Here is a 26,070-nt window from a genome sequence, read left to right as displayed (position 1 = left end):
ACCATAAGCGTAAATTTTAAGCTGCGTTATCATCCAGAGTGGTGGAGGGAAAGGCCCTGTGAAGCCACGGCAACCGGTTCGTTTTTTTCAAACGAGCAACTGGTGCCAATTCCTGCCCTGAATCAAGGGAGAGATGAGGACGGAGCCGGCGCAAGTGCATCGCGGAAAGCCCCCTTTTCCCGAACCGGCCCCTTCCCATCTGTGGAAGGGGCTTTTTTTGTACAATGCGGCGGAAAGGAATGCACGATATGAGCACACCCGGTCATTGGAAAACGGCCAGCCGACTGACACAGGTCGGCGTGGGAAAGGATGAGGCCACCGGTGCCATCAGCTATCCCATTTATCCGAGCGCCACCTACCGCCATCCGGCCGTGGGGGAAAGCACCGGTTTCGACTACACCCGTTCGGGCAACCCGACCCGTCAGGTGCTGGAAGACGCCCTGGCTGAATTGGAAGGGGGAGCCCGCGCCTGCGTCTTTTCATCAGGAATGGCGGCATTAACGACGCTGTTTCTGCACTTCCGCGCCGGAGATCACCTGATCGTATCGCAGGATCTGTACGGCGGAACCTACCGGGTGCTGGCCGAAGTCTTCGATAAGCTCGGGCTGCGGGCATCCTATGTGGACACCACCGACACGGCGGCGATAACAGCGGCCATCGAGCCGGACAGCCGCGCGCTGCTGGTGGAGACGCCCGGCAATCCACTGCTGGGAGTGGCCGACCTGGCAGCCCTGGGCGAGACCTGTCGCAAGCACGAGTTGCTCTTTGTGGTGGACAACACCTTTCTGACGCCGGTGCTGCAGCGCCCGTTCGACTTCGGCGCAGACGTCGTGGTCCACTCCGCGACCAAGTACCTGGGCGGGCACAACGACCTGTGCGCCGGGGTGCTGGTCGCCCGGGAGGAGGAACTGGGAGAACGACTCTACTTCCTGCAGAATTCCACCGGCGGCATCCTTTCGCCCCAGGACTGCTGGCTGCTGATGCGTTCCCTCAAGACCCTGTCCCTGCGCCTGGAACGCCATTGCGCCAACGCGCTGGAAGTGGCACAGTGGCTGAAGGCGCATCCGCGGGTCAGCGCCGTGTATTACCCGGGGCTCAAGGACCATCCCGGGCATGCCCTCTCCCAGCGCCAGACCAGCGGATTCGGCGGCATGCTCTCTTTCCGGGTCGACTCGCGGGAGACGGCCCGCCAGGTGCTGAAACGGCTCAAGCTGATTTCATTCGCCGAAAGTCTGGGCGGTGTCGAATCATTGATGACTCTGCCGGCGGTCCAGACGCACGGCGACATCCCCGAACCGGAGCGAGAGCGCCTGGGGATTTGTGAAAGCCTGTTGCGGCTGTCGGTGGGCATCGAGGATGCCGATGATATCATTGCTGATCTTGAACAGGCTTTGGGCTGAAATTTCTCAAACCAATTTTCACCACAGAGTTCACAGAGAGCACAGAGAAAAATCTGAGAAAAAATCTTTTTTTTGGTTTTAGATCTCGTACTCTAGGGTTTCCTCTGTGCTCTCCGTGTTCTCTGTGGTTCAAAAAAGGGGTCTTTATGAATTCGAAAAAGCTGCGGGCTGCGACGGTTCTTGTGCATCAGGGGCGGGATCGGGATCCGTCCACCGGGGCAGCCAATATTCCGGTCTATCTTTCTTCGACCTACCATCATTTTGAGGGGCGCGCGGGCGCGTACGATTATGCGCGCAGCGGAAATCCCAGCCGGGATCAGGTCGAGGAAGCCATCGCCCTGCTGGAGGGGGGCGTGCGCGGCTTCGCCTACGCCTCCGGCATGGCGGCCATCGGAGGCGCGCTGTCCCTGCTCAAAAGCGGCGATCATCTTATTGCACCCGATGACCTGTACGGCGGCACCTACCGCTATCTGACGCTGGTGCTGCCGCAGCAGGGGATCGAGACGACCTTCGTCGACATGACCGATCCGCAGCAGGTCGAAGACGCCGTGCGCCCGCAGACCCGCGCCCTGTTTTTGGAGACACCCTCCAATCCCCTGTTCAAGATTACCGATCTGCGCGCCATGGTCGACATCGCGCGGCGCCGCGGTCTGCTGACCCTGCTCGACAACACGTTCATGACTCCGCTGCTGCAGCCGGCCCTGCCGCTGGGGATCGGCGTCGCTATCCACAGCGCCACCAAGTTTCTCGGCGGGCACTCGGACCTTCTGGCCGGGCTGGTCACCACCGCCGACGAGGATCTGGCCAACCGCCTCAAGCGCCACCACAACGCGCTGGGTGCGGCGCTGCCCCCCTTCGACTGCTTTCTGCTGGCGCGTGGCATCAAGACCCTCAAAGTCCGCCTCGAGGCCGCACAGAACGGCGCTCTGCTGCTGTGCGAACGGCTGGCGAACCATCCGGCGGTGGCGAAAGTCTATTACCCGCAGCTGAACGACCATCCGGGGCGTGATGTGCATTTTTCCCAGGCGACGGGTCCAGGAGCGGTCATCTCTTTTGAGCTCAAGGATCACAAGCAGGTGCGTCCTCTGCTCGAAACGGTCAAACTGCCGATCATCGCGCCCAGCCTCGGAGGGGTAGAAACCATCCTCACCCACTGCTGGAGCATGTCGCACGCGGCGATCCCGGCTTCGGTGAAAAACGAGCTCGGCATCCGTGAAAGCCTGCTGCGCATCTCCGTAGGCATTGAAGACCCTGAAGACCTGTGGGACGATCTTGCGCAGGGTCTTCGCTGAATCTGCATTGACAGCCCGGAATTCTTTCGTTACAGTTTCGGCTCACAACCGCATAGCGCAACGTCTTTATCCAGAGTGGTGGAGGGAAAGGCCCTGTGAAACCACAGCAACCGGTTTGTCAACGCCGCAAGGCCCGTGCGAACGTCAGGTGCTAACTCCTACTTGCTGATGCCTTTTTAAGGCGAACGCGGGAAAGATGAGGACGGAGCCCGACGATACCCGCACCCTGAGTTCTGAAGGCCCCTTCTCATCTGCCACGAGAGGGGCCTTTTTGCGTGACGGCTGCCGTCACGCCCGATTTGAACCGTTGTCATCCGCAGGGGATCGAAGCATTGAACACTTCCGTCGGGCTGGTCACAACCGAGTACGTCACTTTCGACACCGAACTGCGCCTGGAGAGCGGGCGCGTCCTGGGTCCTATCACCCTGGCCTACGAAACATACGGCCAGCTCAACGCCGAGCGCTCCAACGCCATCCTGGTGTGCCACGCCTGGACCGGCGACGCCCACGCCGCGGGTCGTCATCACCCGGACGACCGCAAGCCCGGCTGGTGGGACGGCATGATCGGGCCCGGCAAGGTGATCGACACCGACCGCTATTTCGTCATCTGTTCCAACACCATCGGCTCGTGCAAGGGCTCCACCGGCCCCACCAGCATCAACCCGCGAACGGAAAAGCCCTACCGCCTCAGCTTCCCGGTGCTGATGGTGCGCGACATGGTGCGCGCTCAGCAACTGCTGCTCGACCATCTGGGAATCGACACCCTGGTGACGGTCATCGGCGGCAGCATGGGGGCCATGCAGGCTGTGGAATGGGGAATTCACTATTCCGAGCGGGTGCGCTCCATCATCCCCATCGCCGGCACCGCGCGCACCTCTCCCATGTCCATCGCGCTCAACTCGGTCGCCCGCCAGGCGATCTTCAACGACCCCCTCTGGAAAAAAGGCAACTACCGTACCGAACATCCTCCCACGGACGGGCTGGCACTGGCGCGCGCCATCGGGCATATTGCCTTTCTGTCCGACACGTCGATGCACCTGAAATTCGGGCGGCGCTATTCAGCGAGAGATGGCCTGTTCGACTTTTTCGGCCAGTTCGAAGTCGAGCGCTACCTTGAATACAACGGCCACAATTTCCCCCAGCATTTTGACACCAACAGCTTTCTCTACCTGGCCAAGGCCCTCGACCTGTACGATACCGCCTGGAATTTCGAGTCACTGCAGGAAGCATTCTCCTACCTGCAATGCCCTTCGCTCTGGTTCGCCTTCACCTCCGACTGGCTCTACCCTCCCTACCAGACCGAGGAAGCAGTCGAGGTGCTGCGATCCCTGGGCAAACATGTCGAATACCATCTGATCGACTCCGACTACGGTCACGACTCCTTCCTGGTGGAGCCGGAGAAGTTCACCCACCTGATCAGCCATTTTATCGACCGTCAGGCGTAAAAAAACCGCCGTGCACTGAACACGGCGGCGATTTCATCATTTTTTTTTCCCGGGGCGGAACAATTCGAGTTGATCCCTTGGCGGCTCTTTCACCTTGAAGGGCCGCGGCTGAAAGCGCGGGCAATCCACCAGCACGATCATGTCGCTCTGCCGACAGCTGCGCACGCAGCGGCGACAGAGCTTGTTCGGGCGCGAATCTACGTCTACCCCCTTTTTCTCGTTTTTACCTTTGTGCATCACAATCCTTCCCGGGCTGAGCCGACCCACTCTCGAATTCCATCCAGCAAGACACCATTTTGGGCAAAATTTGCCGGGTAAGTAAAGGGTGTTCTGCCGCCTCTCCAAATTCCCGAACAACATTGATGAAAGAACAGATAAAAATGATTGCCTACAAAATTAGAAAATGTTAGCGTTAAGAGGTTCATTGATGCATCTCATTTTCCTTTTGCCACAGGATAGTGACAACCATGAAAACCTTTCTCGGACTTCGGGCAAAAATTCTGCTGGCCCTGGTCGGCCTGGCCGTTATCCCCCTCGCTTTTGCTCTGTTGATTGTATCGTCGCGAACCAGCGACCTGATCGATGACAACCTGCGCGGCCGACTGGAAGAAAACTCCCGCCTGGTCCTTGAAATCATGGAGGATACGCGCCGAGAAACCCGCAACTACATCCACGTTCTGCGACGGGACGAAGACCTGATCAATTCCATAAAATATGCCATTGATCCCGACGAACCCCTCAACCTGGGCACGGCCATGGAAGATGCCATTCGCATCTTCAACCTTGACCTTGTTCAGATCGTCAGCCTGGAAGGCAAAGTTCTGAGACGTGAAAACCAGCCGAAGTTCGCAGATCTCCCCCTGTCAAGAATCGGGGAAGAATGCATGATTCATCAGTTGATCGCCCCGGAAGGTGAAAGACCGGCGGAAGTCAGCGGGATCACGACGTTTGAAGGGATGTCGGCAATTATTGCAGCGGCACCGATCACCTTCCACAAGGAACCTCTGGCCTACCTGGTCGGCGTAATTTTTCTGGACGACAGTTATGCTGCACGTCTCAGCAACCTCAGCGGAGCAGAAATTTCGTTCAACTGCCAGGACGGGGCAACAACGGCTTCGCTTGACGCCTTAAAAGATCTCGACGTTACCTCCAGGGCCGACCGCGAAATCTGGGAACTTGAGGTCGGCAAGTCTTCCTATCTCGCCCAGAGGATTGTACTCACCCCCGGGCAATGCATGGTCATTGCCCTTGATCGCTCCAGCATGCTGGCATCTCAAAAGGAGATGGAACAGCTGGTGCTGGTTACACTGGCCGGTGTCGGTGTGCTGGCGGTACTGATCGGCGTTTTCATCTCACGCGGCATCGTCCGTCCCCTGGGTGAAGTGGTCGGCAACCTGCGAGAGATTGCTGAAGGAGAGGCGGATCTAACCCATACCCTTAAAGTCCGCTCCAGCGACGAAGTGGGCGCGCTGGCGGAAAACTTCAACCGCTTCCTTGCCCGCCTGCGGGAAACGGTGCGCCACACCCTTGAGGTGCGCAACGAGCTGGCCCAGGCCACCGAGCAGATCCGGCTGTCATCCCACGCCGTCAGCGAGGGGGCTGAGCGTCAGTCCCGCTCACTGCAGGAATCGCACAGCGCCCTGCAGGATATCGACGGCATCATCAGCGGCGTCGCCGAAAACGTTGCCACTCTTCTGCTGGCCGCCGAAGAAAGCTCCTCGGCCACGTTGCAGGTCGGTTCAACGACCGAAGAAATCGCCGAGCAGATGGAGATCATGTTCGCCAAGGTGGAAGAGATCATCACCTCCCTCGGTGAAATGTCGAGTTCCAGCCAGCAGATCGCCGACAGCGTCACCGCCCTGTCGAGTTCCACCCAAGAAACCGCCGCCTCGGTGACCGAATTCGACGCTGCCATCAAAGAGATCGAACAGAGCGCTGAACGCACCAACCGCCTGTCCGACGAGGCTGTACGCGAAACCGAACGGGGTCAGAAAGCGGTGGAAGACAGCATCTCCGGCATCCAGGCGTTGTGTGAAACTGTGGAACAGGCCACCACCACCATTCAGGAACTGGGCCGCCAGTCCAGCGCCATCGGCAAAATCCTCACGGTCATCGACGAGGTCGCCGACCAGACCAGCTTGCTGGCTCTCAACGCCGCCATAATCGCCGCGCAGGCTGGTGAGCACGGACGCGGCTTCGCCGTGGTAGCCGACGAAATCGGCGAGTTGGCCGAGCGCACCGCCGTTTCGACCCGCGATATTGCCGAGATCATCAACCACCTGCAGAAAGGCACCCGCGAAGCGGTGGACACCATGACCCAAGGCAACGAGAAGGTGCGCCAGGAGGCTGAAAAAGCCTGCATTGCCGGTGAAGCCCTTGAGACCATCCGCGTGAGCACCCTCAAATCCTCGGAAGAGGTGCGCGGCATCGTGCGTGCCACCCAGGAACAGGCGCGCGGCAGCCAGCAGATCACCCGCGCGGTCAACAGCAACACCGACACCCTGATGCAGATCGCCTCCGCCATCAAGCAGCATAGCCAGGGGATCCGCCATCTCAACGCTGCGTCAGAAGAGATGCGCGAAATTACCGCGCGCGTCAAGGTCAGCACCGGTGAACAGACCAGTGGCAGCCGCCAGATTTCCCAGAACATGGAAAAGATCCGCGAGATGATTGAAAACATCAACGGCGCCACCCACGAGCAGAGCGTCCGCAGCCACCAGGTGGTCACCGCCGTCTCCAACGTGCGTGAAATCGCCGAAAGCAATGTCGCACGCACACAGGAATTCGACCGGGTAATTGAAGCCCTGCTGCGCCATGCCCAGACCCTCAAGGATGAAATCGGCGCCTTCAAGGTCGAGTAGCCATGTCTGCCGGATTCAGTGTCAGAGTGCTGGGGTCGGGCACCAGCACCGGGGTCCCCACCCTGGGATGCGAATGCCCGGTTTGCACCTCGGACTCGCCGCGCAACCACCGCACCCGCTGCAGCATCCTGCTGCAGCACCGCGGACGCCACATCCTCATTGACACCGCCACGGACCTGCGCCAACAGGCTCTGCGCGAGGGGATCGGCCACATCGAAGCGGTTCTTTACACCCACTCGCACGCCGACCACGTCAACGGCATCGACGACCTGCGCGCCTTCAGCATGAAAAACGGCGGCGCCATTCCCATCCACGGCAGCACGGTCACCATCGACTCCATCCGGCGCGCTTTCCGCTATATCTTCGACGATGCGGTCGCATCGGGCTATCGTCCCAATCTTGAAACCCACATCATCGACGGTCCCCTCAACCTGTTCGGCCTCAGGATCCAGCCGGTGCCGCTGCTGCACGGTCACAACCTCTGCCTCGGCTATCGCATCGGCCCGTTCGCCTACCTGACCGACTGTCATGCCATTCCCGATGGTTCCAAACGCCTGCTCCAGCACCTGGACACGGTCATCATCGACGGCCTGCGCTTTCGTCCCCACACCACGCACTTCAATATTCCGGCCGCCATCGAGGCCATGCGTGAGCTGGGCGTGCGACGCATCATCCTCACCCATTTGAATCACGACGTCGACCATGAGCGCCACTCCCGGGAACTTCCCCCTGACGCAGAACTGGCCTATGACGGGATGCGGCTGGAGTTTGGCGAGGAATAAATCTGCGAAACGGAAGCCCGCACCAGGCTCATGACGGGTGATGAAAGAAGGATCTTGCTGGATGATCGAGGTGCGATATACTGATCTCCAATACGATGAAATCATTTCTCTTTTCACTCGGGCGGCCCCATGAAACCACCAGCGCTCAAATCCATTCGCAATATCGGGATCATCTCCCACATCGACGCCGGCAAGACCACCGTCTCCGAGCGCATCCTGTTCTATACCGGCGAGACCCACCGCATCGGTGAAGTCCACGACGGCAACACCGTCATGGACTGGATGGCCCAGGAGCAGGAACGCGGCATTACAATCACCGCCACCAGCACCGCCTGCCGCTGGCGCGACCACTGGATCAATCTCATCGATACGCCGGGACACATCGATTTCACCATCGAGGTGGAGCGCTCCCTGCGCGTACTCGATGGGGCGGTTGCCATATTCAGCGCGGTCGAAGGCGTCCAACCGCAGAGTGAGTCGGTCTGGCGTCAGGCCGGCCACTACCGGGTGCCGCGCATCTGCCTGATCAACAAGCTCGACCGCATTGGAGCCGATATCGAGAACACCCTCCAGCAGATCCGCGCCCGCCTGTCGGCGCGCCCCGTGCTGCTGCAGCTGCCGCTCGGGGTTGAGCACGAATTCAGCGGCCTGATCGATCTGCTGGAGGAGGAAATCATCCTGTTCAGCGAGGATGATCTGGGAGGCACGGTGGAGCGCCACCCTCTGCCGGAGGAGGAGCAGGAGCGGGTCCGCGCCGCACGCGAACGGGTGGTGGAAGCCGCCGCCGATTTCGACGATGACATCATGACCGATTTTCTTGAAGGAAATCCCGTGACAGCCGATCGCCTGCGGGTCGCTTTGCGCCGCGGCACCATCGCCTGCGGCATTTTTCCGGTTTTTCTCGGCTCGGCCCTGCGCAACAAGGGGGTTCAGCCGCTGCTGGACGGCGTGATCGACTTTCTCCCCTCACCCAAAGAAGCTCCACCCATTGAAGCGCGCGATCCCCGGGACGGCACCCTCATCGAACTGCCCTGCGATCCCGAGGGACCCTTGTGCGCCCTGGCTTTCAAGGTACTCTCCGACGAAGGACGCAAACTGACCTACCTGCGCATGTACTCCGGTCGCTTAACCGCCGGCGAAACCCTTTACAACAGCACCCGCGAAGGCGAAGACCGCGTGGCGCGGCTGTTTCTGATGCACGCCCACAAGCGTGAACGCATCGAGCAGTCCCGCGCCGGCGACATTGTGGCAGCCACCGGCCTTAAAGATGTCCTCACCGGCGACGCCCTGTGCCGCCCGGATCGTCCTCTGCGCATCGCCGGGCTGAGCTGCCCCGAACCGATGGTCTCCATCGCCGTCGAGCCGCGCGCGCTCGAAGACCGCGAGAAGCTGCCGGGAGCTCTCGAAAAGCTGCAGTGGGAAGACCCCACCCTGCGGGTCCGGGAAGACGCCGAAACGGGGCAGACCATCCTCACCGGTATGGGCGAACTTCACCTCGAGGTCGTCGTAGAGCGGCTGGCCCGTGATTTTCACACCCAGGTCCAGACCGGCCGCCCCCAGGTGGTTTACCGCGAAGCCCTGACCCGTCCGCGCGAACATCATGAAGTATTTGAACGCGAGATCGACGGACGCCTGCATCACGGTGAACTGACCCTGCATCTCGAACCTCTGGCACGCAATTCCGGACTGAAAATCGAAATGGCCTCAACACTTGAACTTCCAGAAGAATGGCGCATTCTGCTGGAAGAAAGCCTGCGGCAGGCGGCCCAGGGGGGAGTGCGGGCCGGCTATCCCCTCACAGATCTCTGCATCCGCGTGACCGAAGTTCAGATAAAGCAGGGCGTCACCACCGAAATCGGCCTGCGTGCGGCGGCCCAGCGCGGCTTCTCCCTGGCCGCCCGCGAGGCGCAGCCGACCCTGCTGGAGCCGGTCATGGCGCTGGAACTGACCATTCCCTCCGAAAGCACCGGCCGGGTCATGGGCGGCCTGCAGCAGAAGCGCGGCCAGGTCGAAGGGATGACCTCCCGCGGCGAAATCGATGTCATTCGCGCCAGGGTCGCCCTGGAGGAAATGTTCGGCTACATGACGGAACTGCGCGGCGCAACCAAGGGACGCGGCACCTACACCATGGAATTTTCCCATTTCGACCAGGCACCGCCGGAGACCCTGAAACGTTTCGGCTTCACAGCATAAGCATATTGGCATTGACAGGATTTTGGGCAGATTCTACTTTTAACGAGATATCCCCTCCCCCCGCTGGGGGGAGGAGGAATCATCTAAATCAGGAGATATTACTGTGAAAATGCGTTGGATGATCTTTTTCGGCTTGGCGACCTGCATTACGCTTGTTACTTCCGCCACCGCTGCTGAGCAGGGTGTTTATTTCGGCGCCAATACAGGCGCAGTTTTTCTCGAGGATTCCTCGGTTTCGGCACCGGTCGGATCATCCTTCGACATCGAATACGACCCCGGCATGAGCTACGGCGTCGTACTCGGCTATGACGCCGGGACTTATTTCAGCAAGAGCGGCACCACCTCCGGACGGCTGGAAATTGAATATACCCGGCGCAGCACCGACGCCGACGAAGTGGAAGAGAATGGCGCCTTCCGACCGGTCGGCGGGGAGGCAACTGTTGACAGCCTGATGATCAACAGCTGGGTTGATTTCAGGACCAGAAGCCCGTTTCGCCCGTACATGGGTATCGGTGTGGGAGCCGCACGCCTGACCCTGGACGATGCCGGCTTCAGCGATGACGACGACACCCGCTTCGCCTACCAGGCGGGCGCCGGCATCGGCCTGCCCATTGGCGACCATTTTACGATTTCAGTCGGTTATCGCTACTTCGGCATGCTCGACGCGACACTGCGCGCAAAAACCCTGGATGCCGAAACCGATACCGTACAGGAGCGTGAATACGATATCGAATACAGCAGCCACAATCTCGACGTCGGTTTCCGCTTCCGCTTTTAAGCAACTGAATTCGCAATACCGAATTTGGAGGAGACGCCATGCTGCTTTTTCTGGTCCGCCATGCCAAAGCGGTCGAACGCGCCTTCGACATCCCGGAAAACAATCGTTTTTTGACTCCCGACGGCCGCGAACGTTTCCGGGAAGCCGCTCAGAAACTGCGTAAAAAGGGGATGGAGACCGAGATCATCGTCACCAGCCCGCTGGTACGTGCGGTACAGACCGCGGAAATTCTCGCCGAAGGTCTTTCTTTCCGCGGCCAGCTGCCGGTGGATGAAACCCTGGCGCCGGGCTTTGACCTGGACGGCCTGAATCGGCTGCTGTCACGGCACCCCGGGGTGAAATCCATGGCCTGCGTCGGCCACGAGCCTGATCTAAGCGAACTTGGCAACCAGCTTTTGCAGACGCCCGGTGCCGTCATCCTTAGAAAAGGTGCCGTGCTCGCGCTCGAATGGAACCGCGACGCACCGAACGAAAAGGCAGATTTTCTCTGGCTTCACTCCCGGGGCGTGTTTCACACCGACCCCCAGCGGCTCAAAGACCTTTAACCCGGATCAACCATAGACCCTCTCCCCTTCTGCTGAGGAAAGCTTTCTCCCCCTCCGGCGAACCACTTTCACACAATCATCATCTGGAGATAATGCTGCCGTAACATTGCGGCAGCACACTCCACTCCGAAAAATCAACATCGAATTTTCGGAGGTTCCCATCATGTCCGCCATCCACAGATCGTTGCCGTCACGACCGGCTCTTCACAGCAACTGTCCTTTTTACTGCGTCGATAAGAGCGCCTGTGACGCTTCTTTCTCCAGCACACGGCTGGAGCCGACCCGCATCGCCCATCGCTGCTTTTCCGAAGACCACGAAGACTGCCCCCTTTTTCTCTCCAAAATTCTGCGCCACAGCCAGCCGCTGTTCGGGCGCGACCCCTGGCCCGCCCATCAGAAATAACCATATCAAACAGAAATAAAACACTTATTTCACTGAACGAAAACATTTCACCTATTGAATAGCCAGCGCCTTCCCGGTGATTAGACCGGGCCATTATCAACTTAACGCAGGAGGAACAGAATGAAGATGCACCTTTCCCACAATCTCAAATCCTGTATGGTAAGAGCCGACCGTGGGCACTCCAATGGCCCGCGCCGCACGCAGCGCGGCAAAACCGAGGGGGCCTTCGGTGGCGATATGAACAATATCCGGGCAGAACCCTTCTATCGTTCTGCGCACATTGGCAGTGCGCGCAACAGGCAGTAGCACCTCTTTGTAAAACGGCAGCTTAAAGGCACTCCATTCGCTTTTCTCGACCGACGGCGGTACAGAACCCACAGCATCATAGCGCGGGATTATAAGCTGCACCCGATCCCCCCGTGATGCCAGATGCCGCACCAGACGGTCCAGAGTGCGTGAAACTCCGTTGACCTGAGGGATGAAGGTTTCTGAGACGAGGGTCAGACGCAAGGATTTCATACCAACATTCACTCTCCCTGGTTTCCCTTTTCGTGATCGCCCTGTGGAAACAGCACCTCAAAACAACTGCCCGCTCCCGATCGACTGTGCAATATGACGCGACCACCGAGTGATTCGACGAGAGTTCGCACGACATACAGGCCAAGCCCCGCGCCGGCACGCGCACTGGCGTCCTTTTCACCGCGGACAAATTTTTCAAACACCGCATTCTGACGATCAGGGCTGATGCCGGGCCCGCGATCGAGGACACTGAATCCCGACAGGCCCCGCAACCGGTCGGAACGATAAACAATTGTGACCCTTCCACCTTCACCGCCGTACTTGATGGCATTATCGACCAGATTGCACAACACCACCTTGAGAGCTGCGCGGTTTGCGATTAAAAGCGGTGACTGCTGCCACCCCCGCAGCTCCAGCTTCACCCCCTTGTCTGTTGCAAAGGGGGCAAAAAGTGCCACCACCTCCCGCACCAGTTCATCGAGCAGCAGAGGTTCGGCCTTCAGGGCCAGGCGACCGTTCTCAATATGGCGCACCAGGTGGAACTCGTCCGCGATCAGGCTCAGGTAATTGGAGCTGCGATGGATCGCCCGGACATAATCGTGAGCCGGCTTGCCTGACGGAGAACTGTCTCCCCGGATCAGCAGATTGGAAAATCCGCCAATCACCAGCAGGTGATTGCGCAGCTCGTGAAACAGAAGGCTCTGGATATCGCCACGCAGGCGATCGCGCTCCCGTAGCTCACCAACCTCTTTCCGCTTTGCCTCATCCCGACGGCGCCTTGCCGTCAGGTTTCGGATATGCGCCACCACCTCCCGCAGTGCATAAGGTTTGGTGACGTAGGCATCGGCTCCCAGCTCAAGGCCGCGCACCCGCTGCTCCACCGCGTCGAGAGCCGTCAGCATGATCACCGGCGTGGTGGCCGTACTTTCATCGGGTACGCTGCGCAGCAGGCGGCAGACTTCCCAGCCGTCCAGCTCCGGCAGCATGATATCCAGCAGCACCAGGTCCGGGCGTTCTCGCTCAATCAAGCGGCAGGCACTGAAGCCGTCGGCGCAGCTCAATGTCTCGAAACCAGCCTGCCGCAGAGAATATTCCAGCATCTCGGCAAGATCCGGCTCATCCTCAACGATAAGAATGCGAACCGTGTTTTTGTCGGAACAGTTCTTGCGCTGCGAAATGTCCTGAAGGCTCATGGATTCTTAACCTGGAAGAGATCATTAGAACAATAGACGTTCTGTGGTGAACCTTTTTTTACCGGCTGTTTATTTGGCAGGTGTTGGCGGGAGCTTAGGGTTTGATGAGGAAAAAATTAAACTTTTTTATTTTTTTGTTGCATTAAAACTTTCTTTTCTTTAAACCTGTGGCTTGAATAAGCCTGCACCCTTGACCGTTCTTCTTGGTAAAACTGACCTTTTCTCTGCGTTGTCTTTTATGAACTTCTGGTTGATATTAAGTGTCATAATAGTCGCTTCATGTATCGGCATCCTTTTTTTCTACCGGGCAAGAGAGGCTTCTTTTGCAAAAAGTCTGGAAGTAAGACTGACTGCTGCGAAAAGTTCCCACGACGCTGACTTTTGCTCCCTCTCCACCACCCTGCCACCACCCGTCTCCCGCTATTTTCGCCATGTCCTCGGCGAGGATCAGAGGCTGATTCCGGCCGTGGAAATTCTACAGAGCGGAGAGCTGCGCACCGGCACCGAAGGTCGTGTCGGAGTACGGGATCTGGTCGATCACCTCGACACCCTGAGCAACATCCGCCGGTTGGCTGAACAGGCGGATAAAGCGGCACGCTATTTGACAATCCTGAGCGACTATCCGGCAATGGATCCGATCCCTGAACAGGATGCGAGGAGTGAGGAGTGAGGTGGGGCAGAGGCTCAGACTTGGGTGAGCCAGCGGCTGCTGAACTCGTCCACGGCGACCGGCTTGCTGAACAGGTAGCCCTGCATCTCATGGCAGCCGTTGTCACGCAGAAAACCGTAATGCTCTTCCTTTTCGACCCCTTCGGCCAGCACTCGCAGGCCGAGGCTGTGGGCCATGGCGATGATGGTGCGGCAGATAGAGGCGTCCTGCGGGTTCCGGTCGGACTGCATGACGAAGCTCTTGTCGATCTTGATGGTATTGAGGGGGAATTTCTGCAGATAGCCCAGGGATGAATACCCGGTGCCGAAGTCATCGATGGCGACGTGACACCCCATCTCTTTGAGGCGGTTGAGAGCGCTGATCGCTTTTTCGGTGTTCCACAGGATCAGGGTTTCGGTGATCTCGAAGGTCAATTGCGTTGGGTCGATGCCGTATTCGCGCACCCCCTGCTCGATCACGGCAACGCAATCGGAAGAATGGAACTGGCGCGGCGAAAGGTTTATGGACATGCGGAAATTGCGGACCCCGGCCTTGTTCCACTGGGCCAGCTGCCGGCAGGCTTCCAGGATAATCCAGTCGCCGAGAGGGCAGATCAGATTGGTCTCTTCGGCCAGCTGAATGAATTTGTCCGGGAAAAGCAACCCCTGGGTGGGATGGCGCCAGCGTACCAGCGCCTCGGCGCCGACAACGCGGCGGGTCGCCACATCGAGTTGCGGCTGGTAGAACAGCTCGAACTGCCCCCGCTCAATGCCTTTGCGCAGATCGCCCTGCAGCATCAGACTCTCGGAAGCCTGCCGGTTCATGCTGGGAGAGTACAAAGCAAAGCCGCCCGGGCCCTGCTCCTTGCTGCGGCCCAGAGCGGCTTCCGCATTTTTGAGTAATACGTCCACCGTGGTGCCGTCAGAGGGGAAGAGAGTCAACCCCATGCTTACGGTGAGGAAAATCTCGCGCTGCTCGATTCGAAACGGCGCAATGAAAGCGTTGCTGATTTTGTGCGTGACACGCAGCAGATCATCTTCGGTGCGCAGGCGTGGCAGCGCCAGCAGGAAGCTGTCGCCCCAGAAGCGGGCGATGGTGTCTTCCTCGCGCAGGGTGCGGCGCAGGCGATCGGCCACCATGCGCAGAACCTGATCGCCGAACCCATGGGCAAAGGCATTGTTGATACGCTGAAAATGGTCGATATCGACCACCACCACACCAAGCTTTTCACCGGCTCGGTGAGCGGCTGATATCCCCTGGCGCACACGGTCATAGAAAAGTGCCTGGTTCGGCAACCCCGTCAAGACATCGAAGTAAGTCAGAGTGTGAATCTTCTCGTCGGCGTTCTTGCGGGCGGTGATATCCTCAGCCACCTTGAGGTAGTGGGTCACATGACCGCGCTCGTTGCGCACCGGTGAGATCATGGCATGTTCCCAATAGACATCGCCGGACTTGCGACGGTTGGCAAACTCGCCCCGCCAATCCTGCCCGCTGGAAATATCGTTCCACATCTCGCGATGGAATTCCTCAGGATGCACATCCGACTGCAGCAAAGTGGGCGACTGCCCCTGCACTTCCTCGGCGCGGTATCCGGTCACTTCGCAGAACGTAGGATTGACATATTCGATCACCCCCTCGGCGTCGGTGATCATGACGATGCTGGGGCTCTGCTCGATGGCGCGCAGCAGCTTGCGCAACTGTTCTTCGGATTTTTTGCGCTCGGTAATCTCGCGCGCCACCCACACCACCAGGGGGGGACGGTCGCGGAAATTGACCGGTGCCGTGCGCCCTTCGAACCAGCGATCGCCCTGGGTGTCAAAAAGCGAATATTCCACCACCTTGCTGATCCCGCCGGCCAACGTCTCCTGAATGGCCCCCTGAAACAGCAGGGCATTGCGCGTCCCGAACACATCGCGGACATGGCGCCCCATGAGAGATCCCGACCAGGGTGCATCAGAGCCGTCCTCCCCGGAAAGGGTTTCGACAATGCGTCCCTCCTCGTCGAGCACTAACACCATATCGGGCAGGGCGGCGGCAAAGGCGCGCAGATGTTCCTGGCGCTCTTCCAGCATTTCTTCCGTCTCCTGCAGACGGCGCGAAACGGAAACCCGGTCCAGGGTCTGACGTACGACGGAGGGGAGCAGGGTGAGAAAAGCCTCGTCCTTGACCAGGTAGTCAAAGGCTCCGAGCTTCATCATATCCACCGCCACGCGCTCGTCGCCGTTGCCGGTAATAATGACGAAGGGAACAAAACGGCCGTCGGCCCGCAGCGTCTCGATGACGGCGCGGCCGCTCATATCCGGCAGGTTATAATCGAGCAGCATCAGCGAAGGGTCGTGTTCGCGCAGCCAGGCCAGGGCATCGGTGCCAGTGCCGACGATGGCCAGGGTGAACCCCGCCTTTTCCAGGATACGCGTCACGATACGAGCAAAGCCCTGCGCATCCTCAACCAGCAGGATCACCTCTTCACGAGGCTCGATGCCATGGCGGATGCACGAATTTTCACTCATACCTGCCCTCTCCTGGGAAATGGGCCGACCGGCACAGATGCACAACAGATCTCAACGGAAGATCATTCTAAGCGTTTAATAAAAAAACATCAACAGCAAAATAAAAATGCGTTGATTGGTTATTTTGAGCCGTTTTCATTTTGGTCTTCGGACACTACCTTCTGCGCTAAAGGGCGAAACAAAGAAGGGTAGAGGATACTGGCCAGCAACGCTGTCAGCACCAGCGGGCCGGTCATCTCGGGAGCCAATACGCCGATGCGCTCGCCCATCGTCCCCGCCACCACGATCATGGTCAATGGGGCCGACAGCAGAATGGCCATGGCGGTCGCTTCCCGCATTGTCAGCCCCAGCGGTCTTGCGACCAGCAACGGCGAGAGGTTGCTCACCAGCACCGCCAGGGTCAGAAAGACCGCCAGCAGCACCGTATCCCACGACGTTAGCACCTCCAGGGTCAGGTCGGAACCGACGCCGATGAAAAAAAACGGGATCAGAAAGCCGAACCCCAGCGCGTTGATCTTCTCCTCAAAGCGCCCCTTGTTGCGGAAAACAAAGGTAAAGACCACTCCCATGAGGAAGGATCCGAGGATCGCCTCCGCCCCGACGAAAATGGCCAGCAGTCCCCCCGCAAAGGCAACGGTGACAACGATGCGCACCCCTTCTTCAACCGGGTCTTCGCTCTCCATCACTTTCTGCACCCGCGACGGATACCACCAGGCCAGCAGGCGCATCGCCTTGAGCACCACCACCGCCAGGGCAAACACCAGGGTCAGTTTCAGAAGCTCGGTCGCGGCCAGCCAGGTCATACCGTGCTTGTGGTAGGCATCAATCAGCGCCAGCACCATGATGGAAAGCAGTTCGCCGGTCAGCACCACACCCATGATGTTCTGCCCCAGCGGCGTCTTCATCAAACCTGTTTCTTTCAGTACCGGCACCACAATGCCCGCAGAGATCATCGCCACCGACACCCCAAGGAAAAAAGGCAGGCCCAGGGCAACAAACAGCAGGGGCGTCAGCGTAAAGGAGACGACCGACACCAGTACATACCAGCCGGCACGGCCACCGCGCCACAAACTGCGCAGATCAAGCTCCATGCCGGCGATGAACATGAGATAAACCAGCCCCAGTTCACGAAACAGCGGAAACCAGTTGGGGCGTTCATGCAGAACGAAGTTGAACAGCAGCAGACCGTAAACGATTTCGAGAGCCGCAGACGGCACCCGCATGCGCCGTGCGATAAAGGGCACGATGGCCGCGCCGAGCACAATCAGGAAAATAGGCAGATAATGATGGACCATGATTTCGCTCCGCTAGGAGGCTGTCGGACTTTGAGGATCGTCACGAGAAATTGGCAAATCGAGAACAGATTTTTGGAAATTTGAGAGCGAATAGTGAACCTATTTGTCGAAAATTTTCGGGAATATGGGCCGATTTGCCGGTTTCGCAGTAGATTCTTCCAAAGTCCGGCAGCCTCCTAGATGAGTTCGCCCGGCGGGGGGACGACCATGACGGACACGGGGGTTTTGCGCACGATATTCCAGGCCACGTCGGGATTGAACAGGGAGCGGATGAAACCGCGATCGCTCCAGGCGGTCAGGTCGCTGACCACCAGAGAGTAATCCTTTGCGTGATCACAGAACGAGCGAATTGGATTGCCGCTGAGTTCGGTCGCATGAATGGTGGCCTTGTAGATGTAGCTCAGGTCGGAGACGGTTTTCTTCATGACCGTGAAGGCATCCTGCTCTTCATCCGTGGCGATGTAATCGGAAGGTCTGACCAGCAGCGCTTCGATTTCGTACTTGATGGCGGAAGACATTTCCAGTGCCGTTTCGAGTACATGCTGCACATTTTCCGGATCGGTGCAGGGTACGGCAACTTTCTCCCACGGGTGGCTGCCGCCGGCCAGCACCAGGGGGCAGCGCACCCGATGGGCCAGATCCTGCAAATAGCTTTTTTTCTGAGAACGGGCGAACATCGAGCCGAGTGAATCCACCAGGCGCGGGCGGGACAGAACCGTCATGCCGATGCGCAGATCGGGCTCCTGGGAGAGAGAATCCAGGGCGGCCGCAACCGATTTTTTAGCGGTGAGCGTCGTAAATTCAGCTGATCGCAGGCCGGCTTCCTCGATCTGCCGCCGTACGGCCTCGTCGTAACCGTTATTTTTTTCGGGGTGCAGCACCCGCATCCGTTCAAAGGGAAAAACACTGTGGATGTAACCCAGTTCGGAGAAGAAATCTTCGGTCTCATCCCCTTCCAGCAGCACCAGCAGGGTGTCGCCGTATTCCAGCGGAAAATGCTGAAACCGGAAGGTCAGGATCTCGGCCACGGTCTGCAGCACGCGCGGATCGCCCAGAATGATCAGGCGGTCCTTGGGTTTGAGGATGGTATCGCCGCGCGGGATGACGATATTGTTATCGCGGTAGATGATGCCGACCCGCCAGTTATGGGGGTTGATGGAAGAGAGCCGCTTGTGGGCGACGCGGGAGTTGGGGTGGACCTCGACTTCGAGAATTTCGTTTTTGCCCAGGCCGATCCCCTGCACCGCCTTGGTCTTGTGCTCCAGGCGGTTGCGCAGCCCCAGGGCACTGAGGTTGAAGATGCCCTCGACCTCGACCTCCAGGTTTTCGAGAGCTTCGATCCCCTTTTTGGTGATGCCGACTGCAACGATACGCGCCACCGTGAAATTTTCGCGCAGCACCCGCGCCACTTCCAGGTTGACCCTTTCCGAAGTGGTGGTGATGATCACCGTGTCCCCTTCGCTGATTCCCGCCTCTTCGAGCACCAGGCGGCTGGTGGCATCCCCTTCAACCACCCTGACGGCATCGCCACGCAGCGACTTGACCATCTCCAGCGTGTGGGCATTGTTGTCGATGCAGGTCAGAGGAAAGTCCCTGGACAACATCCTGATCAGCTGAAGGCCGATGTTGCCGACTCCGATAATGAAAAAACGACTAGGATTCAAAAGCCCCATCCTTCATCATGACAGGAGACTGCAGGCGACAGCCTCCTGGATTTAAGTTATGGCAGAATTGACACCATACAGTAAAAGTAGAACCTTGACTATCCTATAACCTCTCTACCCTCCCATGAAGAACAGAGGAAAAACGGATTGTTGCGTGAAAAGCGGTGCGGCGTTATGATCAGGTTCGACAGGGGCACTGCCCTTGCCCATTCGATGTTTCGATCACCCCGATATCACCACCCCATTGCGGAGAATGAGCTTGAATCCGGAACCCGCTTCTCGTCTGAACGAACTCTCAAATAAAATCCTCAGCTACGGCAAGGAGAACCTCACCGATATTCTTCATGTGCTGGAGAAAGCCTTGAGGCTTTTATCGCAACGCTCCCGCAGCCGCGTCTACCTTGAGGATCTGACGCGGGGGATTCTGACCTGCTCCCAGGCTTCGGGACCCTATGCCGACCTGATCCGGCTCAAATCCTTCCCCATCAACAACGCCAGCTTCGCCGTATCGCGTGTCTATATCAATCAGGAAGAACTGCTGCTGGAGGATGTCGCCGCGCAGTCGTCCCCCTATGCCCGCGAGTTGGCGGAGAAGTTCGACATCGCCGCCAGCTATCTCATCCCGCTGGTGCACGAGGGTCGCGCGCTGGGCGTGGTCTGTATCGACAGCGGGCAGATCGGGCAGATTCCCACCTCCCTGCAGCGCGATCAGCTCAAGCAGTTTCTGGCGCAGGTCACCCCGGTCATCGACCAGGCTCGCAAATACCACCAGCAGATCCTGCTGGCACGGCAGGTGGACGCCGCCAAGAAACGCGAGGCGGCGTTGCACATGGTCAAATCCGCGGTGCGCCTCATTGACAAACTGGCATTGGCATCAGTGCTGGTACCGGCCCCACCGGGGGAAACAGGCGATGCGGGGCTGCGTATCCTGGCCTCCTACTCCAGGGAGAAAGAGACCAAGCAGCTTTACGAAGATCACAAGCTGGTCAGCCTGGGCCCCGGGCAATCCCTGCTGTCGCGTTTCATCAACGCTTCAGGGGTCATTACCGACGAAACCCTGCTTTCACCGCTTTATTTTCCCTACCTGGAGTCGGAAACCCTGCAGAAACGCTATCTGACAGATCAGCTCGGCCTCAAGTCCCTGTTTCTGGTGCCGCGTTACGAGGCGCGCACCCGGCGGGTCATCTGCCTCGTCAATTACTATACCAGGGAAACGCACACCTTCAGCGATTTTGAAAAGGGGCTGCTGGAAGCGCATGCCGACATGGTTGAGCGTGCCATCCAGGAGATCGGCGGCCAGCATATTGAAATCCAGGTGCTGGCGGAGATCAACGACCTGCTGCAGCAGCGCTTCGAGGGGCTGGCCCCCTTTCTGAACCGGGTTTTGTCCAAAGCCACCGAAATCATTGGTGCCGACACCGGCAGCATCGCCCTGGTGGAGCAGATCGACGAACGCAAATGGCTGGTGGTGGAAGACAGCGAGGGGCGCGTGGTCGGCGCCAAAAGCAAGGAGTGGCTCAAGCAGAACATCGCTCCGATCCCCATCGGCGGCTCGGAACTGCCGCGCGAAGAACGCAGCCTTACCGGCTTCGTGGCCGCCACCGGCAGACCGCACCGCATCGATGACACGATCGCGGAGAAAAGCGCCGGCGGCTTCTACCGCGAGATCACCGAAACCATCCGTTCGGAGCTGGCGGTGCCGGTCGTCTGCGAAGGAGAGGTCATCGCGGTGATCTGCCTTGACAGCATGCGCCCGCATTTCTTCACCGATGAGCATCAGCGCATCCTGACCCTGATCGAGCGCATGATCTCGCGCCACCTTGGCGACCGGCGACGCATCGAGCAGCTTACCACCGAAGTGACCCAACTGCGCTCAGACGTCGGCTACAAGGACCCGAAGGTCTCCTCCTACAAGCTCGGCAATATCATCGGCAACTCCAGCAAGGCCATGCAGGTGGTGGATTTCATTCAGCGCGTGGCGCCGCCGCTGGCCAACCGCATCGCCTTCTGGAGCCAGGCCAGCATCCGCGAGGCGACCCTGGGACTGCCGTCGCTGCTGATTACCGGCGAAACCGGCAGCGGCAAGGAGTTCGTCTTCAACAACATCTACTCACGCCTCAACGAAATCTACCGCGAAAAAATCCGCCCCGGGCGCGAACTTCCGGTCAAAAAATCCAATATTGCCGCCTACAGCGGCGAACTGACCTATTCGGAGCTTTTCGGCCACAAACGCGGCGCCTTTACCGGCGCCCATGCCGACCGCATGGGAATTCTGGAAGAAGCCCATGGCGGGATCGTTTTTCTCGATGAAATCGGCGACGCCGATCCTAAAACCCAAGTGCAGCTGCTGCGCTTTCTCGACAACGGCGGTTTTGTCCGCCTCGGCGAAAACACCACGCGCTACGCCCGGGTGCTGCTGGTGGCCGCCACCAACAAGAACCTGCACCAGCTGATCGAAGAGGGTGCCTTCCGCGAAGATCTTTACCATCGCCTGACGGAACTGACCATCGAGGTGCCGTCCCTCAATCAGCGCCGCGAGGACATCGGCGACCTGGCCACCCACTTTCTCGGGCAACTGTTTCGCATCTACAAAAAACCCGAGGAAAGCGACAACGACCAACCGACTTTAACACGTGGGGCACGCGAAGCCCTGGTCAATCACCATTTCACCGGCAACATCCGCGAGCTGCGCAGCATCCTGCTTCGTGCGCTGTTCTTCCGGCGCGGGGCGATGATCACGGAGGAGGATATCCGCACCGCGGTGGCGGGAGCGCCTGCTGCGGAACCCCGCGATCAGACCCGCAAGCTGACCGAAGAGGTGGCGGTACGCATCTATGACGACATCCTGGCGGGCCGGGAGGATTTCTGGTCGGCAGTGCACCAGCCCTATTCGTCCAATCATCTGACGCGCGAAACGGTGCTTACCCTGGTGGAGAGAGCCCGCGACGACGGTGCGACCACCATGCCGAAGATGGCGCAGCGCCTGCACGCCTGCGACCCACGCAGCAGTGATCCGGAGGAACAGAAGGTATTTTTCCGCTTCAAGAATTTTCTCTACAAAACGATTCGCATCCGTTGAAGTGAAATTCGACCTCATGGGTTCGCAGCTCCCATGAAAAGGGTGTTTGGCGCCAGGGAAGGCGCCAATCAAACGGCCAGGGATGGCGAAAAGTGGCCCTTTTCATGGGAGTTGCGAACCCGTGCTGAACAGTTGGTAAATATCCAGAATAATGCTCGCCGCACCCTGCGGGCCATGCTCAAAAGTGATCAACAAGGAGGGAATAACGCATGTTTGAACTCGATCCGCGGCTGGAGGCCGACACCCACATGCTGGGGGACTTCCCCCTGTGCCGCCTGCTGCTGATGAACGATGCCAACTACCCCTGGTTCATCCTGGTTCCCCGCCGTGAGGGTGTGCGTGAAATCTTTGAGCTCAGCACCGACGACCAGCACGCCCTGCTACAGGAGTCGTCCTTTCTGGCCGAACGGCTGCATACCGTGTTCGGAGCCGACAAGATCAACATCGCCGCCCTCGGCAACCAGGTCCCGCAGCTGCACCTGCATCATATTGTGCGCTACGAAAGCGATGCGGCCTGGCCCGGACCGGTGTGGGGGGCACACCCCGCGCGTCCGTACGGCCAGAAGGGTCTGGCCGCCATGCTGCTGAAAGTGGGCATGGTGCTCAACGAAGGGACCGAGCAGGTCGAGTCCCACGACGACTGAGCGGGAGCGTTTCAGCCGCGCGGATCAAAAGTCTGCAGACGGCGATTGACCCGTCGCTTCATCTCCGCTCTCCAGGGTCCGGCCGCCGCAAGCTTCAGCGTTTCACGCCGGAAGGTCCGACAGGCGGCCTCACGCAGCATCTCCGGTGTAATTGCAGCGACGTCGCGGCGCTCCTGCTCCAGGGTGCGCACCTGGCCGACCATCTCCCCCCAGCCGTAGCGCGCGGCCATCTCTTCGGTAAAATCGCAGCTGAACTCCAGCTCGTAGAGAAACCCGCGCCGGATGCCGTCAAGCTCTTCCTGCGGCACCGGGTTGCGGCACAGGTCAACGAGCATCGCGAGAACCTCTTCCACCGCCTGTTCGACATTGTCCGGCATCAACGCCAGATCGATGGAGAAGGAGCCGGTCTCGGCGACCGTCGCCATCTGCGCATCCACCGCGTAAGTCAATCCCAGCTCTTCCCGCAGCCGCTGCATGAGGCGCGCACTGCCCCCGCCTGAGAGCACGCGGCGCAGAAGACGCAGCGCCATATTGTTCGCATCGGTGCGCCCCGGAATACGAAAAGCGATCTGCAATGAGACCTGCGAGCCGCTGTCGCGCACCCAGACCGATTCGGGGGCATTTTCAGCAGAAGGAACCGCAAACAAGGTTGAATCCGGAGCCGGTGCCGACTGCCAGCCACCGAAATAATGCTCGACGGATTGCAGAAACCCGCCGTGCCCGACCCGTCCGGCCGCCACAGCCACCACGTTGGCAGGGCGATAATAGGTGGCGTGGTGTTTCTTGAGGTCATCCAGTGTCAGCCCCTCGATACTGGCGCGGGTGCCGATGGTCGGGCGTCCCAGCGGATGGCCGGGCCACAGCAGGGCGGCCGTGAGATTATCGGGATTGACGTCCTCGCCCTTGGCGTTGAGATCCTCCAGGGCCTCTTCCAGAATCACGCGGCGCTCGGTCTCGAAATCATGCATCAGCGGCGCCTGCAGCATCTGCGCAAACAACGCGGTGCCGCGGTCGACATGATCGGGGTGCACACGCGAATGATAACAGGTGGTCTCCACATCAGTCGCGGCATTGACATAACCGCCGATCGCCTCGAAAGCACGCTCAAGCTCCGGCCCGGTGGGATAGCCTTCGCAGCCGCGAAACAGCATGTGCTCGAGAAAATGCGACACGCCGGCCACGCGGGAGTCCTCGTTGCGGCTGCCGACGCCGACGAAAAACATCATCTCTACCGCATGCAGATGCGGCATGGGAACGGTAAGCACCCTCAACCCGTTGGCGAGGGTATCCTTGAAAAAATCACTCATGGAAAATTATCCGAAAATCAGATGAACGGGAAATGCAGGAATGTTTCTGTCCCGACTATTGAACCTCCGGGACCCGACATGTAATTGGCATAAAGGCTCCGTCCGAGAGCATAAGTCAAGGTGATTTTATACTGGGGGTGTCGCAGATCGGAAGACAGGTCTTCAAGCCAGGGCGCACCGGGCGCCACAGTGAGGCGGCTGTTGAGAATGCCGTGGATGAAATTCTGATGCAGCAGACGAACCCGAGAAAGGCCGCGGTCGCCCCGACCGCCCAGTTGGTGGTGCGGTCGAGGCGTTCTCGCCATGCCAGGCTGCGCGATACATCGGCCCTGTAGTAATGGGTCAGGGCCGTCAGCATCTCGCTGCGGCTGAGATTTTCCCCCAGGTTGAGATCCGCACTCATCGGTTGACACTCCGCAGCCGCCGTTCAGGATTCTGAAAAATATATCTCAATACCTGATTCCAGACCAAGTGTACCAGCGTCTCGAAGGTCTGCGCGAATGGTCAGTCCCGTGAAGAAGCCAGCAGGCGCGCGGCCTCCTTGGCGTGATAGGTAATAATGAGATCCGCACCGGCACGCTTCATGCCGACCAGGGTTTCCAGAATGACGCGGTCCTCGTCGATCCAATCCAGCTGTGCCGCCGCTTTGACCATCGAATATTCACCGGAGACATTGTAGGCCACCAGCGGCAGATCGAAGCGGTCACTGAGGTCGCGCAGAATATCGAGATAGGCCAGCGCAGGCTTCACCATGAGAAAATCCGCACATTCCTGCAGGTCAAGCGCCGCTTCCCGGAACGCCTCGCGGCGGTTGGCAGGGTCCATCTGGTAGGAGCGCCGGTCGCCGAACTGCGGGGTGGAATCGGCCGCATCCCGGAACGGCCCGTAGTAGGCACTGGCATATTTAACCGCATAGCTCATCACCGGGATATGGTTGAAGCCGTTGGCGTCGAGAATCTCGCGGATCGCGGCGACCCGGCCGTCCATCATATCCGAAGGGGCCACGATGTCGGCGCCGGCGCGGGCATGAGAAAGCGCTTCGGCGGCCAGCAGCTTAAGCGTCTCATCGTTGTCCACATCCCCGTCGCGGATGACGCCGCAATGGCCGTGGTCGGTGTATTCGCACATGCAGACGTCGGTGATGACCGTCAGCTCAGGCACCGCGTCCTTGATGGCCCGCACTGTGCGCTGAATGATCCCTTCGTCGCTGTAGGCATCCTGCCCGAGAGGATCCTTCTCCTCAGGAATGCCAAACAGGATAACCGCCGGGATGCCGAGTTCATGGACCTCTTTGGCTTCGGCCACGATATGCTCGATGGACTGCTGGTAGATCCCCGGCATGGAAGGGATCTCCTTGCGGATGTTGTCGCCGAAGGCACTGAACATGGGATAGATCAGGTCATCCACCCGCAGGAAGGTTTCGCGCACCATACGGCGGATGCCGGGGGTGCGGCGCAAGCGGCGGGCACGATATTCGGGGAAGAACATGTTTAAACTCCTTTTCCCTTTTT

The 26,070-nt window shown here is 59.2% G+C and carries 20 protein-coding genes, 1 pseudogene and 2 riboswitches; of the genes and pseudogenes, 12 read left to right on the top strand and 9 right to left on the bottom strand.

Annotated features, from left to right (window positions below):
- The first annotated feature begins 26 nt into the window (after window positions 1-26).
- Window positions 27-140, top strand: a riboswitch (SAM riboswitch).
- 108 nt (window positions 141-248) lie between these two features.
- The 3 genes from GSUB_RS02440 to metX all read left to right on the top strand — a co-directional run bounded on the left by GSUB_RS02440 (window position 249) and on the right by metX (window position 4,137).
- Window positions 249-1,400, top strand: a complete 1,152-nt coding sequence (locus GSUB_RS02440; protein ID WP_040199033.1) for a trans-sulfuration enzyme family protein — start codon at window positions 249-251, stop codon at window positions 1,398-1,400.
- A 146-nt stretch (window positions 1,401-1,546) separates the two neighbouring features.
- On the top strand, window positions 1,547-2,692 hold the full coding sequence (locus GSUB_RS02435) for a trans-sulfuration enzyme family protein (protein WP_040199032.1): 1,146 nt from the start codon (window positions 1,547-1,549) through the stop codon (window positions 2,690-2,692).
- 63 nt (window positions 2,693-2,755) lie between these two features.
- A riboswitch (SAM riboswitch) is annotated at window positions 2,756-2,895 on the top strand.
- A gap of 129 nt (window positions 2,896-3,024) precedes the next feature.
- Window positions 3,025-4,137 (top strand): homoserine O-acetyltransferase MetX, encoded by a 1,113-nt coding sequence (gene metX, locus GSUB_RS02430; RefSeq protein WP_040201964.1) that lies wholly within the window; start codon window positions 3,025-3,027, stop codon window positions 4,135-4,137.
- A gap of 36 nt (window positions 4,138-4,173) precedes the next feature.
- Here the strand turns inward: metX and GSUB_RS02425 are convergent, their stop codons facing one another.
- Entirely contained in the window at window positions 4,174-4,374 is a 201-nt protein-coding gene (locus tag GSUB_RS02425; RefSeq protein WP_040199031.1) for a hypothetical protein, read from the bottom strand.
- 230 nt (window positions 4,375-4,604) lie between these two features.
- Here GSUB_RS02425 and GSUB_RS02420 point away from each other — a divergent pair, with 230 nt between their 5' ends.
- The 6 genes from GSUB_RS02420 (at window position 4,605) to GSUB_RS02395 (ending at window position 11,699) form a co-directional block, all read left to right on the top strand.
- Window positions 4,605-6,998 (top strand): methyl-accepting chemotaxis protein, encoded by a 2,394-nt coding sequence (locus tag GSUB_RS02420; protein ID WP_040199030.1) that lies wholly within the window; start codon window positions 4,605-4,607, stop codon window positions 6,996-6,998.
- A 2-nt stretch (window positions 6,999-7,000) separates the two neighbouring features.
- Window positions 7,001-7,780 (top strand): GPMC system MBL fold metallohydrolase, encoded by a 780-nt coding sequence (locus GSUB_RS02415; protein WP_040199029.1) that lies wholly within the window; start codon window positions 7,001-7,003, stop codon window positions 7,778-7,780.
- A gap of 129 nt (window positions 7,781-7,909) precedes the next feature.
- Window positions 7,910-9,973 (top strand): elongation factor G, encoded by a 2,064-nt coding sequence (gene fusA, locus GSUB_RS02410; protein WP_040199028.1) that lies wholly within the window; start codon window positions 7,910-7,912, stop codon window positions 9,971-9,973.
- A gap of 109 nt (window positions 9,974-10,082) precedes the next feature.
- Window positions 10,083-10,751 (top strand): outer membrane protein, encoded by a 669-nt coding sequence (locus GSUB_RS02405; protein WP_235269929.1) that lies wholly within the window; start codon window positions 10,083-10,085, stop codon window positions 10,749-10,751.
- A 38-nt stretch (window positions 10,752-10,789) separates the two neighbouring features.
- Window positions 10,790-11,296: a phosphohistidine phosphatase SixA gene (sixA, locus tag GSUB_RS02400; protein ID WP_052464416.1), complete on the top strand. Its 507-nt coding sequence runs from the start codon at window positions 10,790-10,792 to the stop codon at window positions 11,294-11,296.
- Between the two features lie 163 nt (window positions 11,297-11,459).
- Window positions 11,460-11,699: a hypothetical protein gene (locus GSUB_RS02395; protein WP_144401920.1), complete on the top strand. Its 240-nt coding sequence runs from the start codon at window positions 11,460-11,462 to the stop codon at window positions 11,697-11,699.
- 96 nt (window positions 11,700-11,795) lie between these two features.
- On the opposite strand, the gene GSUB_RS02390 is transcribed toward GSUB_RS02395, so the two are convergent.
- Entirely contained in the window at window positions 11,796-12,218 is a 423-nt protein-coding gene (locus GSUB_RS02390; protein WP_040199025.1) for a glycosyltransferase, read from the bottom strand.
- An 8-nt stretch (window positions 12,219-12,226) separates the two neighbouring features.
- Window positions 12,227-13,411 carry a hybrid sensor histidine kinase/response regulator gene (locus GSUB_RS02385; RefSeq protein WP_040199024.1) on the bottom strand — a complete coding sequence of 395 codons (1,185 nt, stop codon included), beginning with the start codon at window positions 13,409-13,411 and terminating at the stop codon, window positions 12,227-12,229.
- A 238-nt stretch (window positions 13,412-13,649) separates the two neighbouring features.
- Between GSUB_RS02385 and GSUB_RS18940 the strand changes: the two genes are divergently transcribed.
- Window positions 13,650-14,081, top strand: coding sequence for a DUF6544 family protein (locus GSUB_RS18940; RefSeq protein ID WP_144401919.1), 432 nt, complete (start codon window positions 13,650-13,652; stop codon window positions 14,079-14,081).
- A 14-nt stretch (window positions 14,082-14,095) separates the two neighbouring features.
- Here GSUB_RS18940 and GSUB_RS02375 read toward each other — a convergent pair whose 3' ends face one another.
- From GSUB_RS02375 to GSUB_RS02365, 3 genes are all read right to left on the bottom strand, one after another.
- A complete protein-coding gene (locus GSUB_RS02375; protein WP_052464414.1) occupies window positions 14,096-16,570 on the bottom strand; it encodes an EAL domain-containing protein in 2,475 nt (824 codons plus the stop codon).
- Window positions 16,571-16,689: 119 nt separating this feature from the next.
- Complete coding sequence (locus GSUB_RS02370) at window positions 16,690-17,865, bottom strand: cation:proton antiporter (RefSeq protein ID WP_040199022.1); 1,176 nt, start codon at window positions 17,863-17,865, stop codon at window positions 16,690-16,692.
- A gap of 176 nt (window positions 17,866-18,041) precedes the next feature.
- Complete coding sequence (locus tag GSUB_RS02365) at window positions 18,042-19,529, bottom strand: potassium channel family protein (RefSeq protein WP_158414028.1); 1,488 nt, start codon at window positions 19,527-19,529, stop codon at window positions 18,042-18,044.
- Window positions 19,530-19,788: 259 nt separating this feature from the next.
- Here GSUB_RS02365 and GSUB_RS02360 point away from each other — a divergent pair, with 259 nt between their 5' ends.
- Entirely contained in the window at window positions 19,789-22,608 is a 2,820-nt protein-coding gene (locus tag GSUB_RS02360; RefSeq protein WP_235269888.1) for a GPMC system transcriptional regulator, read from the top strand.
- A gap of 209 nt (window positions 22,609-22,817) precedes the next feature.
- On the top strand, window positions 22,818-23,252 hold the full coding sequence (locus GSUB_RS02355) for an HIT domain-containing protein (protein ID WP_040199019.1): 435 nt from the start codon (window positions 22,818-22,820) through the stop codon (window positions 23,250-23,252).
- Between the two features lie 11 nt (window positions 23,253-23,263).
- Here GSUB_RS02355 and GSUB_RS02350 read toward each other — a convergent pair whose 3' ends face one another.
- The 3 genes and pseudogenes from GSUB_RS02350 to hemB form a co-directional block, all read right to left on the bottom strand.
- The gene (locus tag GSUB_RS02350) at window positions 23,264-24,559 is read right to left on the bottom strand and encodes a M16 family metallopeptidase (protein ID WP_040199018.1); all 1,296 of its coding nucleotides are present in this window, start codon (window positions 24,557-24,559) and stop codon (window positions 23,264-23,266) included.
- A gap of 17 nt (window positions 24,560-24,576) precedes the next feature.
- Window positions 24,577-24,917 (bottom strand): annotated as a pseudogene (locus GSUB_RS02345) (DUF2270 domain-containing protein).
- Between the two features lie 146 nt (window positions 24,918-25,063).
- Window positions 25,064-26,047: a porphobilinogen synthase gene (hemB, locus tag GSUB_RS02340; RefSeq protein WP_040199016.1), complete on the bottom strand. Its 984-nt coding sequence runs from the start codon at window positions 26,045-26,047 to the stop codon at window positions 25,064-25,066.
- Window positions 26,048-26,070 lie beyond the last annotated feature (23 nt).

The sequence above is a fragment of the Geoalkalibacter subterraneus genome (assembly GCF_000827125.1).
Lineage (GTDB): Bacteria > Desulfobacterota > Desulfuromonadia > Desulfuromonadales > Geoalkalibacteraceae > Geoalkalibacter_A > Geoalkalibacter_A subterraneus.
The sequence above is the reverse complement of the archived record's forward strand: the minus strand, read 5'-3'. Positions and strand labels throughout refer to the sequence as shown.